This is a genomic window from Rathayibacter sp. AY1B6 (assembly GCF_002932755.1).
GTDB lineage: Bacteria > Actinomycetota > Actinomycetes > Actinomycetales > Microbacteriaceae > Rathayibacter.
The window spans coordinates 1-14319 of record NZ_PSWL01000030.1 but is presented as its reverse complement, the minus strand read 5'-3'; the positions used below and the strand labels follow the sequence as shown (position 1 = coordinate 14319).

Here is a 14319-nt window from a genome sequence, read left to right as displayed (position 1 = left end):
TCTGCCAGGATGCCACTGGGCCGCGATCGGAGTGGTCCAGAGCGGAGCGGTCGATGGCATCGGGCGATCTGGAGATCCCGCTGCTGCTCGGGCCGTCGCCGCGCGGCTCGGTCCGCGCTGCGCTCGCCGAGGCGCTGCGCCAGGCGGTGCTGGACGGGCGCTACCGGGCGGGGGACCCGATCCCGTCGAGCCGCGTGCTCGCCGAGAGGCTCGGCGTCTCGCGCGGATCGGTCGTCGCCGCCGTGGACCAGCTGGTGGGGGAGGGCTACCTCGTCGCCCACCCGCGCGCGGCGGTGACGGTCGCCTCCGACGGACTGCTGGCGCCGGCGCCGCACGAGCCGCGGCCCGAGTCCCGGGAGACCGTCGCCCCGCCCGCTGCGGCGGACCTGCGGCCCGGCAGACCCGACACCCGCGCCCTCGACACCCCGGAGTGGCGGGCCGCCTGGCGCCTGGCACTCGCCTCGCCGCCCTCGACGCCTCCTCGGGGTTCCGGGGATCCGGCCCTGCGGGAGCAGATCGCGGAGCAGTTGCGCCGGTCCCGCGGCGTCGACGTCCGGGCGTCCGACGTGGTGGTGACCAGCGGTACCGCGGGTGCCGTCGCGCTCCTCGCCCGCGCCGCCTCGGCCTCGCTCGGACGCGAGGTGCGCGTCGCCGTCGAGGACCCCGGCTATCCGGCGGTCCGGCGCCGCCTGCGCGCCGACGGGCACGAGGTCGTCGGCGTCCCGGTGCGCGGGGACGGCATCGACCTCGACGCCCTCGCGAGCTCCGGCGCGGACCTGGTCGTCGTGACTCCGTCGCACCAGTACCCGACCGGCGGCAGGCTCGCGCTGGCCGAGCGCCTGGAGCTGGTGCGCCGCGCGTCGACCGGCCCCCTGCTCGTGGTGGAGGACGACTACGACAGCGAGTTCCGCTACGTCGGCGCCCCGCTGCCCGCGCTCGCCTCGCTGGACTCCGGCGGCGGAGTCGCCCACGTCGGGTCGTTCTCGAAGACCGTCTCGCCGTGGCTCCGCATCGCGTACCGCGCCGTTCCGCAGGCGTCCTGGCTGCACGGTGCGCTGGCCGGCCTCGACGACGAGAAGGACGCCTCCGCCTCGGGTCCGACGCAGGCGGCACTCGCGCAGTTCATGGCGAGCGGGGCGTTCCGGAGGCACCTCACCCGCTCGAGACGGCGCTACGCCCACCGCCGCGAGCTGGTCCGCGCCTTCGCGGAGTCGGTGCCGTGGGGGCGCGCGAGCGGACTCGACGGGGGTCTGCACGTCGTCCTCTCCCTGCCCGCGCCTCTGGACGCGCACGCCGTCGCGGCCGCGCTGCTCCGGGAGGGACTGCTCGTCGCCACCCTGCACGAGTACGCCCTGTCGGGACGGGCTGCGACCGAGGCGCTGGTCCTCGGCTACGGGCACGTCAGCGACCTCGAGCTCGCTGCGGCGCTGGACCTCGTCGACCGGACCGTCCGCGCGCTCGCCGCCGGGGCCGTCCGTGGTATCCCTGGAGGATGACCCGCGATTCCGCCCTGCACATCACCGACGATCCCGACGCCGACGCGCTGCTCAGCCGCGACCCGCTGGCCCTGCTGATCGGGATGCTCCTCGACCAGCAGGTCGCGATGGAGACGGCCTTCTCCGGGCCCCGCAAGATCGAGGAGCGCCTCGAGGCCGAGGGCGCCTCCTTCGACGCCGAGTCGATCGCCGACTTCGACGAGGACGCGTTCTCGGAGCTCTGCCGGACGCCGCCGGCGATCCACCGCTATCCGGCGAACATGGCGGGCCGCGTGCAGGTCCTCTGCCGTGCTCTCGTCGACGACTGGGACGGCGACGCCGCGGCCCTCTGGACGCGCGAGGACCCCGACGGACGCACGGTGCTCGCCCGCCTGAAGGCGCTGCCCGGCTTCGGCGAGCAGAAGGCGCGGATCTTCCTCGCCCTGCTCGGCAAGCAGCGCGGGTTCACGGGCGAGGGCTGGCGCGAGGCCGCCGGCGCGTACGGCGAGGAGGACTCCTTCCGCTCGGTCGCCGACATCGTCTCGCCGGAGTCGCTGACGAAGGTCCGCGCCACCAAGCAGGCCGCGAAGGCCGCCGCCAAGGCGAAGAAGTAGGGCGCGGGCGGGAGTCGTCCTGCCGGGCGCGGTCGTCTCCCACATCTCCATCGAGACGGCTTCGTCGTCTCTCCACAGGCAGCCCGATGCTCGTCCTGCTGCGCTCCCACGTTCCCGCTGGAACCGGAGCCTGAGCGACGTGCCACTTCTCGTCCTTTTCCGCGCCACCCCTCAGCGGCCGATCGCCTGCGGTCCTGAGGGGTTCACGATGAGTCGTTCGCTCGCGTCGGCGAGACGGCCCGGTGGTGAAGAACCCCCGGTGGGCTCCTTCGTCGCTGATGCCGCACCCTGCCGTCCACCGTGGACCCGGGCTCGAGACCCTCGAGAACGAGTGGCCGAGCAGAGAGAGCTCCGATGCGTCGCCGGTGGACAGTCGGCAGCGGATCTCGGAGGATCGAGTCCGGTCGTCGACCCGGACCAGAAGGAGAATCGAGATGAATCCCATCGGGGACGGCCTTCTGCATCTCCGCGTCTCTGCCGAAGGGCTCGGAGTCGGTCGTGGTGGAGGCGGCGGTGCTTGGTGACCTGTCCCGGTCCGGCAGGACGCTCGTGCTGTTCTCCGCTGCCGGCCCGCTCGTCGGAGGCCTCGCCGGCGTCGTCTACTCCCTCCTGGCCACGGTTCCGCAACTCCTGTGGTCGCCCTCGTCGGCCGGGGGCACCGGTTCGCCCGGCCTCACGATCGTCGGGGCACTGATCGGCGCGATCGTCGGCTTCGTCTTCGGAACCGCAGTGAGCGCTGTAGCAGTGACCGTCTTCGCCGCCGCAGGGTGGACGCGGGTGCGGTCGTCCATTCGCGTGCTCATCGCCGCGGTCGGGGCCGCCGGGTGCTCGTTCGTCCTGGTCGGCGCACTCGGAGGATGGCGCGACGTGTCCGTGACCCTGCAGGCGCTCGTCTTCGCGATCGGGACCTTCGGGACCTTCGAGGTGGCCGGCATCGGTGGGCGCGAGCGCCCTCACGACGAAGGCTGAGCGCCCCCGTCCGCGCTCGAGCGCCGTCGATCGACCGCTCAGCCGTCACTGTGCGGGTCTCGGCCTAGAGCCGGTCGTCCAGAGCCGCGATCAGCGCCGCCCGGTCCTCGCGGAGGATCGACGCTCCGCCCCCCGGCACGGTCCGCACCTCGACGCCGCGGCCGGCGAGGACGCCGCCCAGCGAGCCGTGGCCCAGCGGGTCCTCCGGCAGCACGGCGAGCGTCGGCACGGGGAACGTCTCGGGGGCCTCGGCCGCGCCGCGCGCCGTCAGCCCGCCGGCCGAGTCCTGGTCCCAGAGCGCGTGGGCCGACACGTCGAGCTCGATCTGCTCGTCCGTCCAGATCGGGTGGCGGTGGCGGAGGGAGTCGGCGTCGCCCTTCTCGACGTGCGCGACCGAGCCGCCGCGGTGGAGCGCGCTCGTCAGGCCGCGGGCGTCGGAGAACGCGGGGTCGAGCAGGATCAGCTGATCGGCCCGGTAGTGCGGAGCGAGCCGGGCGGCGACGACGGCTCCGAGGCCGTGGCCGATGACGAGGTCGGGGGTCTGCAGCACCGAGGCGCGGACGTCCGACGCCCAGCGCTCCGGCGAGTACACGGGCGACGCGGGGGAGCCGCCGTGACCGGCGAGGTCGGGGGCCACCACGCGGTAGCCGTGCTCGTGCAGTGCGGGGACCAGGGCGTACCAGATCCGGGAGTCGGAGCCGAGGCCGTGGAGGAGGAGCGCCGTCCGCTCGCCCGTTCCGCCGTAGTCGCGGACGAACAGCGCCAGCGGCTCGGCCGGAGCGGCGGCCAGCGCCTTCCGCTCGGCGCGCGTCGGTTCCAGCACGAGGGTGTTGCCGAACGCCTGCGGTGCCGGCCCGAAGGCGTCGCGCGCGCTCTGGATCACCTTGCGGCCGAGCATCGCGTTGCCGACGCCGCCCAGTGCCGCTCCGATCCCGAACGGCATCGCGCGGCCGATGAGCCCCGCGCCCTGCTGGGCGAGGAAGTGCTTGGCGAAGGACTTCTTCGCGCGGTCGGCCAGCTCGCCCACGAGGAAGGACGGCAGGCCCTTCGTGACCACCGAGCCCCAGTACTGGTTGAGGCCGCTGCCCCCGCCGACGGCCTGCCCGGCCACCTGGCGCACCATCTCGCTGCCGGAGGAGCCCATCATCAGCGTGAGCACGAGGGCCCGAGCGCGGTCCGGGTCCTCGAGCGGGATCCCGTGCACCTCCGTCACCGACTGCGCGAAGAGCGCGCTCGCCTCCAGGAACCCCGCCGCTCCCGCGCCGGAGAGGGCCACCGAGGCGGCCGTGCCGATGCCGGGGACGACGGCGGTCGCTCCGATCGCCGCGCCTCCCGCGGCCACGCTCGAGAGGTACTGCCGCTCGAGCGAGGTGATGATCTGCTCCGGAGTCGCACCGGGACGCCGCCGCCGCAGCAGACGGATGTTCGCCAGCACGGCCGGGCGCTGCACCGCGAGGAGCCGGTCGAGCAGCTTCGCCAGCTGCGCGTTCTCGGAGCCGTCGGCCTGCTCCACCTCGCCGGCCCTCTCCACGGCGCGCTCGCGCTTGCGGTCCTTCTGGGCCATGTCGTGCACTCCTGCGTCCTCGGGCGCCGCGTGCGGGAGGGGTCAGTCGTCGGAGACGGTGCCCTGGACGGGCGGGCCCTCGGCCGGCGCCGTGCTGCTCCGCGGTGTCGGCGCGTAGTCCTCAGCGTAACGCGCGAGCACCTCCTCGATCGGCGCGTCCAGCACCAGTCGGCCCTTGTCCAGGTAGAGCCCGCGGGTGCAGAAGCGGCGGAGGTCGCGCTCGTTGTGCGAGACGAAGAAGAGGGTCCGGCCGGAGGCGAGGAGCTCCTCGATCCGCGCGTAGCACTTCTCGCGGAACGCCCTGTCGCCGACTGCGAGCACCTCGTCCACCAGGATGATCGGCTCCTCGAGCCGCGACACGACGGAGAAGGCGATGCGCACCTTCATCCCGCTCGAGAGGTGCTTGTAGGGAGTGTCCAGGAAGTCGCCGATCTCGGCGAACTCGATGATCGAGTCGAAGCGGGCGTCGACCTCGCGCTTGGACATCCCGTGGAGGCCCGCGGTCAGGTAGACGTTCTCGCGGACGCTCAGGTCGGCCACGAAGCCGCCGGTGATCTCGATGAGCGGAGCGACGCCCCCGCGCACCTCCACCGCACCCTCGTCCGGCAGCACCACGCCGGCGACGAGCTTGAGCAGCGTCGACTTGCCCTGACCGTTCCGGCCGACGACGCCGATCGCCTCGCCCGCCCGCACCTGCACGTCGAGCCCGCGCAGCGCCCAGAACTCCCCGGGCCGCGAGCGGCGGGAGCGGCCGGCGAAGAGGTCCTTGAAGGAGCGGCGGCCCCGCCGGTTGCGGCGGAAGCGGATCCCGAGGCCGCGGCACTCGATGACCACCGGGGCGTCGGCCATCACAGCTCCTTCAGCACGGCGCGCTCGGAGCGGCGGAAGACGACGAGGCCCAGCACCAGCACGAGCACCGAGATCCCCGCGGAGGCGAGGATGAGCGGGACGTCGAGCTCGCTCTCGAAGAACGCGGAGCGGTAGAGGGCGAAGATCCCGCTGAGCGGATTGAGCGCTGCGAGCGGCCGGATCTGCTCCGGCAGGTTGGCCGTGGAGTAGATGATCGGCGACGCGTAGAAGAGGAACCGGAGCACGAGCTTCACGGCCCGCTCCAGATCGCGGAAGAACACCACGAGCGGAGCCACCAGCAGGCCCACGCCGAGCGTGAGCACCGCCTGCAGGAGGATCGCCACGGGGAACAGCAGCGCCGCCCAGGTCAGGTGCGCGCCGGCGATCACGGCGAAGAGCACCAGCACCGGCAGGCTCGCCACGAACTCGATGCCCTTCGAGAGCACGATCCGGCCGACCCAGATGGTCCGCGGGATCGACGTCGACCGCACCAGCTTCGCCTCGCGGAGGAACGCGCGGGTCGCGTCGGAGGTCGCCTGGTTGAACCACATCCAGGGCAGCAGGCCCGCGAGCAGGAAGACGATGTACGGGTCCTCGCCGACGGTCCGCTGGAAGACGACGGTGAAGACGAAGAAGTAGATGCCCGACATGACGAGCGGGTCGAGCACCGACCAGACGTAGCCGAGCGCGCTCGTGGCGTAGCGGACGGTGAGGTCGCGCTTCGTGAGGAGCCAGAGGGAGTGGCGGTAGCGCCAGGCCCGGGAGCGCCGGTGGCGCAGGGCCGTCTCGGTCGCGAGGGTGTCGGCCGTGCTCACTGAGCGACTCCTCCCGTCGGCTCCGCTCGAGCCGGGGAGGGGAGCGTCAGACGAAGAGGTTCGCGCGCTCGAGGTCCTCGGCGAAGTCCACCTCGACGGCGTAGAGGTCGGAGATGTCCATCGGCTCGACGAGCAGGCGGTCCTGCTCGATCGCCAACTCTATGCCACGCTCGAAGTAGTCCTGGGCGTCGACCCGGGCGAGCTGGCGCACCAGCGCGGCCTTGTCGGAGGCGGACACGTAGTTGATCCCGACCGCCTCGCCGAGGCCGCCGCGCACGGTCTTGGAGAGCTCCAGGATGAAGCCCTCGGCGCTCGTCGTGTACTTGACCTCCTCGTCCGACACCTTCGAGGTGTTGACGGTGACGAAGGAGACGTCCTTCGCGATGAGCGCGGCCGCCCGGTCGAGGATGCGCGGGTCGAAGACGACGTCGCCGTTCATCCAGAGGACGCCGCCCTGCCCGCTCGCCTGCAGCGCGCGGAGGAGGCTCTTGGAGGTGTTCGTCTGGTCGTACTGCTCGTTGTAGACGAACGTCGCCGAGGGGAAGGCCTCGATGATGTGCTCGAGCTTGTAGCCGACGACGATGCTCACCGGGATCTTCGCGCCGAAGGCGTGGTGGATGTTGTCGAACTGCTGCTGCATGATCGTGCGCCCGTCGCTGAGCGGCGTGAGCGGCTTGGGGAGGGAGCGGCCGAGCCGGCTGCCCATCCCTGCGGCGAGGATGACGACGGTGGCGGGGCTGCTGCTCGTCGAACCTGTGTGCATCATCGTGTGTTCTCCTCGAATTAACCGCTGCGTCTCGATCTGGTCGACTCCTCGGGTAGAGACCTAGTGTACAGTTCACGCCCCCCGGGGCCAGAGTGGTTGACCTCTCGCCGTGTCGCCGGGTGTCGGCGCGGGCGCCGGGGGCCCCCGGACGAGTTGGTACCGTAGCCGGATGACGTCCGTGACGAACGCCGAGCCCGCTGAGGGTGCCGCGGATCCGGACGGCGCCTCGCCCGTCGTCTTCGAGCTGCACCAGCTGACCCGGACCTTCGGGAGGACGGTGGCGGTCGACCGCATCGACCTTGCCGTCCGTGCGGGGACCTTCTACGGGATCATCGGCCCGAACGGCGCGGGCAAGACCACCACGCTCTCGATGATGACGGGCCTGCTGCGGCCCGACACCGGCCGCGTGCTCGTGCACGGCGTCGACGTCTGGAAGGACCCGTCGGCCGCGAAGCCGCTGATCGGCGTCCTGCCCGACCGCCTCCGGCTGTTCGACCGGCTCACCGGCGCGCAGTTCCTCGCCTACTCCGCCGCGCTGCGCGGCATCGACCTCGCCACCGCGAAGCAGCGCACGGTCGAGCTGGGCGAGGCGCTCGGCCTCTCCGACGCGCTGGAGCGCCTGATCTCGGACTACTCCGCGGGGATGGCGAAGAAGGTCGCCCTCGCGGCGGCGATGATCCACGCTCCGCGCGTGCTGGTCCTCGACGAGCCGTTCGAGTCGGTGGACCCGGTCTCCTCGGCCGCCGTCATCACCGTGCTGCGCCGCTTCGTCGAGGGCGGCGGCACCGTCGTCCTCTCCAGCCACGGGCTCGACTTCATCGAGCGCGTCTGCGACGACGTGGCCGTGATCGTCGGCGGGCGCGTGCTCGCCTCCGGGACGGTCGCGGAGGTCGCCGGCACCGCGACGCTGGAGGAGCGCTTCCTCGAGCTCGCGGGCGGCAAGCAGATCGCCGAGGGGCTGCAGTGGCTGCACGACTTCTCCGGCTGAGGATCGACGTCCTCCTGGGCGCGTTCCGCTCAGGGCCCGCGCGCTCGGCCGGCGCCGTCCTGGGCGTGCTCGTGGTCGTCGCGGTGACGGCCCTGCTGATCGGGGCGATCGGCGCTCTGCGCTCCTCGGACGCTTCGGCGGGAGCCCTCGTGACGGCAGGCGGCCTCGTCTCCGTCGGCTTCCTGGTGCTGCCCTTCCTGCTCGGCCCGCTCGACCCGATGGACCCGCGGGCGTTCCGGCTCTTCGGCCTTCCGCCGCTCCGCCTGGCCGGTGCGCTGGCGCTGGCCGGCCTCGTCTCGGTCCCCACCCTCGCGCTGCTGGTGGTCGGGCTCGCGAGCGCGCCGCTCGTCCCCGGTGCCGGCGCCTTCGCCGTGGTCGGCCCGCTCCTCGCGGTGGCGACGGCCTCGCTCTTCGCGCGGATCGGCCTCGCCGCCTCCGCCGCACTCGTCCCCTCCCGGACCGCCCGCGAGCTGCTGGCCGTGCTCGGCCTGGTGCTGATGCTGGGCGGTCCCGCCGCCCTCGGCGCCGCCGCGCTGGTCGACACCGGGGACACACCGGTGCTCGAGCGCTGGGGCGCGATGATGGGAGCCACTCCGTTCGGTGCGGCCTGGATGATCGCCCCGGCCGCCCGGACCGGGGACGCGCTCGGCCCGCTCCTGCTGTCCCTGGCGACGCTCATCGCGGCGGGAGTGCTCTGGTGGCTCGTCGTCCGCCTGCTGACGGGGCGCCCCGAGCGCACGCACCGCCCGCCGCGCGGCCTCCGCCTGGGCTGGTTCGACGTCCTCGGCTCGACGCGCACCGGAGCGATCGCGGCGCGCAGCATCACGTACTGGCTCCGGGATCCGCGCTACCAGGCGTCGCTGGTGGCCGTGCCTGTGCTGCCCGTCGCGGCGCTGCTGCTGCTCGCGGTGGTCGGAGTCCCCTTCCCGCTGCTCTCGCTGCTCCCGGTGCCGCTGATCGCGCTGTTCCTCGGCTGGTTCCTGCACAACGACGTCGCCTACGACGGCTCGGCGTTCTGGCTGCACGTCGCCGCGGGCGTCAGCGGCTGGTCCGACCGGCTCGGCCGCGCCTTCCCGACCCTCCTGCTCGGCGTGCCGGTCGTCGTGATCGGCTCGCTGATCAGCAGCGCGACCTCGGGGCTCCCCGACGCGCTGCCCGTCGTGCTCGCGGTGAACACCTGCCTCCTGCTCGTCCCCGCCGGCGTCGCCAGCGCCGTCTCGGCACGGCTCGCCTATCCGGCTCCGCGCCCGGGCGACAGCGCGTTCACGCAGCCCCAGGCCCCCGGAGCCAGCGGTGCCGGTCCGCAGTCCCTCGCGTTCGGACTGGGGCTGCTCCTCTCGGCGCCGGCCGTGGTGCTCGGCGTCCGGGCGCTCTTCGTCGACCCGGAGGCGGCGGGGGACGCCGTGCTCGTGGGCTTCAGCAGCGCGGTGGTCGTCTTCGCCCTCGGCGTGCTCCTCGGCGGCCGGCTCTTCGAGCGCCGCGCGACCGAGCTGGTCGCGTTCACCAGCCGCTACTAGCGGCCCAGGAGCACCTCGAGCTCGGCCACGACCAGGTCCGGGCGCGTGAGGAACGGGTGGTGGCCGGTCGGCACGTCGACCGAGCGCGTCGCCCGCTCGGCGTGGGAGCGCTGGAGCCCGACGCTCGTGCTCCGGTCCTCGGTGCACACCAGGTAGGTCGACTCGGCGCCCCGCCAGCCCGCCGCCGTCGTCGGAGTGGAGAAGGCGGACGAGGCCTGCGTCGTCACCCGCTGCCAGGCGCCCTCGCGGTCCTCCTCGTCGCCGTCCTGGAGGAACCGGTCGGCGAAGGACCGCGCGTCGTAGCCCGCGATCTGCAGCGAGCCGTCGGGCAGCAGTCCGATGCGGACGGGGTCCGGCTCGCCGCTCATGATCGCGCCCTGGGAGAGCCCGGGCTCGGGGGTGTAGGAGGACACGAGCAGCAGGCCGGCCACGGCCGGGTGGGGGCCCGCCTCGGCGATCACTGTCCCGCCGTACGAGTGGCCGACGAGCACGGTCGGGCCGCCGGCCTCCAGCGCCTCCCGCAGTGCTGCGGCGTCCGCAGCCAGGCCGGGCTCCGACTCGGGATCCGCGGGGGACTCACCGCAGGAGGGGAGCGCGAGGGCGCGGCTGCGGACGCCCGTCCGCTCCTCGAGCAGGGCGGCGGCTCGCCGCCACCACCAGCCTCCGTCGCGCACCAGCGCGCCGTGCACGAACAGCACGTCCATGGAGTCTCCTTCTCTCCTCGGAGCTCCGACGCTAGCTGCCGCGCGTAGGATCGTCGGCATGATTCCGCGCGCCGAGAACAGCAGCACCGACCCCCTCGAGGGAGGCGGAGGAACCGCCACCCTCGACCGCGAGCTCGAGGAGCTCCTCAACCAGGAGTCCATCGAGCCGGGCGACCACGAGCGCTTCTCCCACTACGTGCCCAAGGACAAGATCCTCGAGAGCGCCATCACCGGCAAGCCGGTCCGCGCGCTCTGCGGCAAGAAGTGGCTCCCGGGCCGCGACCCGGAGAAGTTCCCGGTGTGCCCGGCGTGCAAGGAGATCTACGCGAAGATGAAGTGAGCTCCCGCCCCGCTCACTCGTAGCGGGTCGGGAGGACGGGCTCGCCGCGGCCGAGCCGGAGCGCGTCGATCGGCAGCTCGAGGACGGCGTTCGCGTGGTGCTCGCGGGCGGCCGCCACTCCCTCGATGCCGAGGTGCTCGGGCCGGATCGTCCCGTCCTCGATCAGGGGGACGAGCAGCGCCCGCTCGCCCTCGCCGACGGCACCCTCGGGACCGGCGCCCACGTGCACGACCTCGGCCTCGGCGACCCCGTCCTCCGAGAGCAGCCGGCCGGCGGCCTTCCGCCCGCCGATCGACGCCTTCGAGACCGACTTCTTCGCCACCGCGACCCACTCGCCCGCATCGTCCTCGTGCGCGACCAGCTTGTAGACCATGCCCGCCGTCGGGTGGCCCGAGCCCGTCGCCACCGAGGTGCCGACGCCGTAGGAGTCGACCGGTGAGGCCGCGAGCGCGGCGATCCCGTACTCGTCGAGGTCGTTGGTGACGGTGATGCGCGTGCCGGTCGCGCCGAGCGCGTCCAGCTGCTGCCGGACGGCGGCCACCTGCTGGGGGAGGTCGCCGGAGTCGATGCGCACGGCGCCGAGGCCGGTGCCCGCGACGCGGACCGCCAGGTCGACGGCGGCGGTCACGTCGTAGGTGTCCACCAGGAGGGTCGTGCCCGGGCCGAGCGCGGCGACCTGTGCGCGGAACGCCTCCTCCTCCGAGTCGTGGAGGAGCGTGAAGGAGTGCGCGGAGGTGCCCATCGTGGGCACGCCGAAGCTGCGGCCCGCCTCCAGGTTCGAGGAGGCGCCGAACCCGGCGATGTAGGCGGCGCGCGCCGCGGCGACGGCGGACCGCTCACCGGCGCGGCGCGAGCCCATCTCCGCCAGCGGGCGCCCGTCGGCGGCCGAGACCATCCGCGCGGCGGCGCTCGCCACGGCGCTGTCGTGATTGAGGACGCTGAGCACCAGGGTCTCCAGCAGCACGCCGTCGGCGAAGGGCGCCTCGACGATGAGCACGGGGGAGCCGGGGAGGTAGACCTCGCCCTCGCGGTAGCCCCAGACGTCGCCGCGGAAGCGGTAGTCGGCGAGCCAGTCCAGCGTGCGGGAGTCGACCACGCGGTTCTCGCGGAGCCAGGACAGCTCGTCGTCGCCGAAGCGGAAGCGGGAGATCAGCTCGAGGAGTCTGCCGGTCCCGGCGAGCACGCCGTAGCGGCGTCCGGGCGGGAGGCTCCGGGCGAACACCTCGAACATGCAGCGGCGGTCGGCGGTGCCGCTGCCGAGGGCGCCCTCGACCATCGTGAGCTCGTACCGGTCGGTGAGGAAGGCCGTGGAGTCCATCCGCTCAGTGTTCCACGGCCGCCCCCGCGCGGCCCAGGCGCGGGTGCCGGGGCTTGCGCTCGCCGCCGGGCCCGGGAACGGCGTGCGGCCGGGACCGGCCCGCAGGGCGCGGGTAGGCTGTTCCTCCGTGACGGACGCACCGCTGGGCATCTTCGACTCCGGAGTCGGCGGGCTCACCGTCGCCCGCTCCGTGATCGACCAGCTGCAGAACGAGTCGATCGTCTACCTCGGCGACACCGCGCACTCGCCCTACGGGCCCAAGCCGCTCGCCGACGTCCGCGCCTACGCCCTCGACACTCTCGACACCCTGGTCGACCAGGGCGCCAAGCTGCTCGTCATCGCCTGCAACACCGCCTCGGCCGCGATGATGCGCGACGCCCGCGAGCGCTACACGCTCGGCCGCGGCATCCCGGTGATCGAGGTCATCCAGCCCGCCGTCCGCAGCGCCGTGCGCGATACCCGCAACCGCCGCGTCGGCGTGATCGGCACCGTCGGCACCATCCGCTCCCGCGCCTACGACGACGCCTTCGTCGCCGCGCCCGACCTGCAGCTGTTCACCGCCGCCTGCCCGCGCTTCGTCGAGTTCGTCGAGGCGGGCGTCACCTGGAGCGACGAGCTGCTCGCGGTGGCGGAGGAGTACCTCGCGCCCCTCAAAGCCGCGGGGGTCGACACGCTCGTCCTCGGCTGCACCCACTACCCGCTGCTGCGCGGTGCGATCGCGTACGTGATGGGGCCGGACGTCCGCCTCGTCTCGAGCGCCGAGGAGACCGCGCTCGACGTCTACCGGACTCTCGTGGCGCACGGCCTGCAGCGCACCTCCGCCGCGCCTCCGACCTACCGGTGGGAGGAGACGGGCTCGAGCGACTTCGTCCGCCTCGCCCGCCGCTTCCTCGGCCCGGAGGTCTCGAGCGTCGACCTCGTCGAGACCGGCACCATCAACCTGCGCGAGCTCGACCGGGCCGCGCTCCCGCACGATCGAGGGAGACCCGAGTGACCGACAGCACCGCATCGAAGGCCCTGCGCAAGGACGGGCGGGCGCCCGACGAGCTGCGCACCGTGACGATCGAGCGCGGCTGGAGCACCCAGGCCGAGGGATCCGCGCTCGTCTCGTTCGGGAACACCAGGGTGCTCTGCACCGCCTCCTTCACCAGTGGCGTGCCGCGCTGGCTGCAGGGCAAGGGCAAGGGCTGGGTCACCGCCGAGTACGCGATGCTGCCCCGCTCCACCAACTCCCGCATGGACCGCGAGTCGGTCAAGGGGAAGGTCGGCGGGCGCACGCACGAGATCTCGCGGCTGATCGGCCGGAGCCTGCGCGCAGTGGTCGACACGAAGGCGCTCGGCGAGAACACCCTCGTCATCGACTGCGACGTCCTCCAGGCCGACGGCGGCACCCGCACCGCGGCGATCACCGGCGCCTACGTGGCGATGGCCGACGCGATCGAGTGGGCGCGCGGCAAGAAGTACGTGGGGCAGAAGGCGCAGCCGCTGATCGACAGCCTCTCGGCGGTGTCCGTCGGCATCATCGACGGCGTGCCGATGCTCGACCTGGCCTACGTCGAGGACGTGCGCGCCGAGACCGACATGAACGTCGTGGTCACCGGACGCGGCCTGTTCGTCGAGGTGCAGGGCACCGCCGAGGGGGCCCCGTTCGACCGCCGCGAGCTCGACGCACTGCTCGACCTCGCGGTCGCCGGCGCCTCCGACCTCGCACGGATCCAGGCCGAGGCGCTCGCCGCGGAGTCCGGCGCGTGAGCCTGGACCTCGTCCTCGCCACGCACAACGCGGGCAAGGTGGAGGAGTTCCGCGCCATGCTGGCCGGCGCCCTCCCCGGGGTCGGCGTCCGCGCTTACGACGGACCCGAGCCCGTCGAGGACGGCGTGAGCTTCGCCGAGAACGCGCTGATCAAGGCGCGCGCGGCGGCGGCTCACACCGGCCTCGTGGCGCTCGCGGACGACTCCGGGATCTGCGTCGACGTCCTCGGCGGCGCCCCGGGCATCTTCTCGGCCCGCTGGTCGGGACGCGCGCACGACGCGACGGCCAACCTCGAGCTCCTCCTCGCGCAGCTGCACGACGTGAAGGCGGAGCACCGCGGTGCGCACTTCAGCTGCACGATCGCCCTGGTGGTACCGGACTCCGTGCTCCCCGGCGGGCAGGAGACGGTGGTCGAGGGGCGCTGGGACGGCGCGATCGCGACGGCGCCGCGGGGTGGGAACGGCCACGGCTACGATCCGGTGTTCGTCCCCGAGGCCGGTGCGCTCACGGCCGCCGAGCTCGCTCCCGAGCAGAAGAACGCCCGGAGCCACCGTGCCCGCGCGTTCACCGCGCTGCGCACCGAGCTCGGCGCCCTGTCCGCACGCCTCTGACCCGCGCTCGGCCCCCCTCCCTGCCCCCTCCTCGCTC

At 73.3% G+C, this 14319-nt stretch carries 15 protein-coding genes; 9 read left to right on the top strand and 6 right to left on the bottom strand.

The genetic code is table 11. From position 1 onward, the window contains the following. Nucleotides 1-53 precede the first annotated feature (53 nt). From C5D08_RS14475 to C5D08_RS14465, 3 genes are all read left to right on the top strand, one after another. A complete protein-coding gene (locus tag C5D08_RS14475) occupies nt 54-1496 on the top strand; it encodes a PLP-dependent aminotransferase family protein (protein ID WP_181110045.1) in 1443 nt (480 codons plus the stop codon). Beyond that, nucleotides 1493-2089, top strand: coding sequence for an HhH-GPD-type base excision DNA repair protein (locus C5D08_RS14470; protein ID WP_104277635.1), 597 nt, complete (start codon nt 1493-1495; stop codon nt 2087-2089). The genes C5D08_RS14475 and C5D08_RS14470 overlap by 4 nt, the downstream gene beginning before the upstream one ends. A 513-nt stretch (nt 2090-2602) precedes the next feature. Then, complete coding sequence (locus tag C5D08_RS14465; RefSeq protein ID WP_146086064.1) at nt 2603-3058, top strand: hypothetical protein; 456 nt, start codon at nt 2603-2605, stop codon at nt 3056-3058. Between the two features lie 64 nt (nt 3059-3122). Here C5D08_RS14465 and C5D08_RS14460 read toward each other — a convergent pair whose 3' ends face one another. Genes C5D08_RS14460 through C5D08_RS14445 form a run of 4 tightly spaced genes read right to left on the bottom strand, consistent with a single transcriptional unit; the run spans nt 3123 to nt 7052 of the window. Further along, complete coding sequence (locus tag C5D08_RS14460) at nt 3123-4622, bottom strand: alpha/beta fold hydrolase (protein WP_104277633.1); 1500 nt, start codon at nt 4620-4622, stop codon at nt 3123-3125. A gap of 42 nt (nt 4623-4664) precedes the next feature. Next, nucleotides 4665-5471, bottom strand: a complete 807-nt coding sequence (locus C5D08_RS14455; RefSeq protein ID WP_104223571.1) for an ABC transporter ATP-binding protein — start codon at nt 5469-5471, stop codon at nt 4665-4667. After that, entirely contained in the window at nt 5471-6286 is an 816-nt protein-coding gene (locus tag C5D08_RS14450; RefSeq protein ID WP_374953943.1) for an ABC transporter permease, read from the bottom strand. Before C5D08_RS14450 ends, C5D08_RS14455 begins: the two co-directional genes overlap by 1 nt. A 46-nt stretch (nt 6287-6332) precedes the next feature. Further along, a complete protein-coding gene (locus tag C5D08_RS14445) occupies nt 6333-7052 on the bottom strand; it encodes a phosphocholine cytidylyltransferase family protein (protein ID WP_258067418.1) in 720 nt (239 codons plus the stop codon). 169 nt (nt 7053-7221) lie between these two features. Between C5D08_RS14445 and C5D08_RS14440 the strand changes: the two genes are divergently transcribed. Next, the gene (locus tag C5D08_RS14440; protein ID WP_104277632.1) at nt 7222-8040 is read left to right on the top strand and encodes an ABC transporter ATP-binding protein; all 819 of its coding nucleotides are present in this window, start codon (nt 7222-7224) and stop codon (nt 8038-8040) included. Further along, nucleotides 8016-9557 carry an ABC transporter permease gene (locus C5D08_RS14435; RefSeq protein WP_104277631.1) on the top strand — a complete coding sequence of 514 codons (1542 nt, stop codon included), beginning with the start codon at nt 8016-8018 and terminating at the stop codon, nt 9555-9557. The genes C5D08_RS14440 and C5D08_RS14435 overlap by 25 nt, the downstream gene beginning before the upstream one ends. Here C5D08_RS14435 and C5D08_RS14430 read toward each other — a convergent pair. Continuing rightward, nucleotides 9554-10261, bottom strand: coding sequence for an alpha/beta hydrolase (locus C5D08_RS14430; protein WP_104277630.1), 708 nt, complete (start codon nt 10259-10261; stop codon nt 9554-9556). The genes C5D08_RS14435 and C5D08_RS14430 overlap by 4 nt on opposite strands. Before the next feature lie 58 nt (nt 10262-10319). On the opposite strand from C5D08_RS14430, the gene C5D08_RS14425 reads away from it, so the two are divergent. After that, complete coding sequence (locus C5D08_RS14425; protein WP_104277629.1) at nt 10320-10601, top strand: DUF3039 domain-containing protein; 282 nt, start codon at nt 10320-10322, stop codon at nt 10599-10601. 13 nt (nt 10602-10614) lie between these two features. Here the strand turns inward: C5D08_RS14425 and C5D08_RS14420 are convergent, their stop codons facing one another. Continuing rightward, complete coding sequence (locus C5D08_RS14420; protein ID WP_104277628.1) at nt 10615-11919, bottom strand: nicotinate phosphoribosyltransferase; 1305 nt, start codon at nt 11917-11919, stop codon at nt 10615-10617. A gap of 127 nt (nt 11920-12046) precedes the next feature. On the opposite strand from C5D08_RS14420, the gene murI reads away from it, so the two are divergent. From murI to rdgB, 3 genes are read left to right on the top strand one after another with little or no spacing between them, the layout of a single operon-like run. Continuing rightward, on the top strand, nt 12047-12913 hold the full coding sequence (gene murI / locus C5D08_RS14415) for a glutamate racemase (protein ID WP_104223566.1): 867 nt from the start codon (nt 12047-12049) through the stop codon (nt 12911-12913). Beyond that, nucleotides 12910-13671, top strand: a complete 762-nt coding sequence (rph, locus tag C5D08_RS14410; protein ID WP_104277627.1) for a ribonuclease PH — start codon at nt 12910-12912, stop codon at nt 13669-13671. Before murI ends, rph begins: the two co-directional genes overlap by 4 nt. Continuing rightward, complete coding sequence (rdgB, locus tag C5D08_RS14405; RefSeq protein ID WP_104277626.1) at nt 13668-14282, top strand: RdgB/HAM1 family non-canonical purine NTP pyrophosphatase; 615 nt, start codon at nt 13668-13670, stop codon at nt 14280-14282. The genes rph and rdgB overlap by 4 nt, the downstream gene beginning before the upstream one ends. The last annotated feature ends 37 nt before the right edge of the window (nt 14283-14319 follow it).

What these genes read in the sequence shown, in the direction of transcription:
- C5D08_RS14470 (WP_104277635.1), top strand. Translation starts at nt 1,493, where the DNA reads ATGACCCGCGATTCCGCCCTGCACATCACCGACGATCCCGACGCCGAC.
- C5D08_RS14420 (WP_104277628.1), bottom strand. Translation starts at nt 11,919, where the DNA reads ATGGACTCCACGGCCTTCCTCACCGACCGGTACGAGCTCACGATGGTC.
- C5D08_RS14455 (WP_104223571.1), bottom strand. Translation starts at nt 5,471, where the DNA reads ATGGCCGACGCCCCGGTGGTCATCGAGTGCCGCGGCCTCGGGATCCGC.
- C5D08_RS14460 (WP_104277633.1), bottom strand. Translation starts at nt 4,622, where the DNA reads ATGGCCCAGAAGGACCGCAAGCGCGAGCGCGCCGTGGAGAGGGCCGGC.
- C5D08_RS14445 (WP_258067418.1), bottom strand. Translation starts at nt 7,052, where the DNA reads ATGATGCACACAGGTTCGACGAGCAGCAGCCCCGCCACCGTCGTCATC.
- C5D08_RS14440 (WP_104277632.1), top strand. Translation starts at nt 7,222, where the DNA reads ATGACGTCCGTGACGAACGCCGAGCCCGCTGAGGGTGCCGCGGATCCG.
- C5D08_RS14430 (WP_104277630.1), bottom strand. Translation starts at nt 10,261, where the DNA reads ATGGACGTGCTGTTCGTGCACGGCGCGCTGGTGCGCGACGGAGGCTGG.
- C5D08_RS14475 (WP_181110045.1), top strand. Translation starts at nt 54, where the DNA reads ATGGCATCGGGCGATCTGGAGATCCCGCTGCTGCTCGGGCCGTCGCCG.
- C5D08_RS14425 (WP_104277629.1), top strand. Translation starts at nt 10,320, where the DNA reads ATGATTCCGCGCGCCGAGAACAGCAGCACCGACCCCCTCGAGGGAGGC.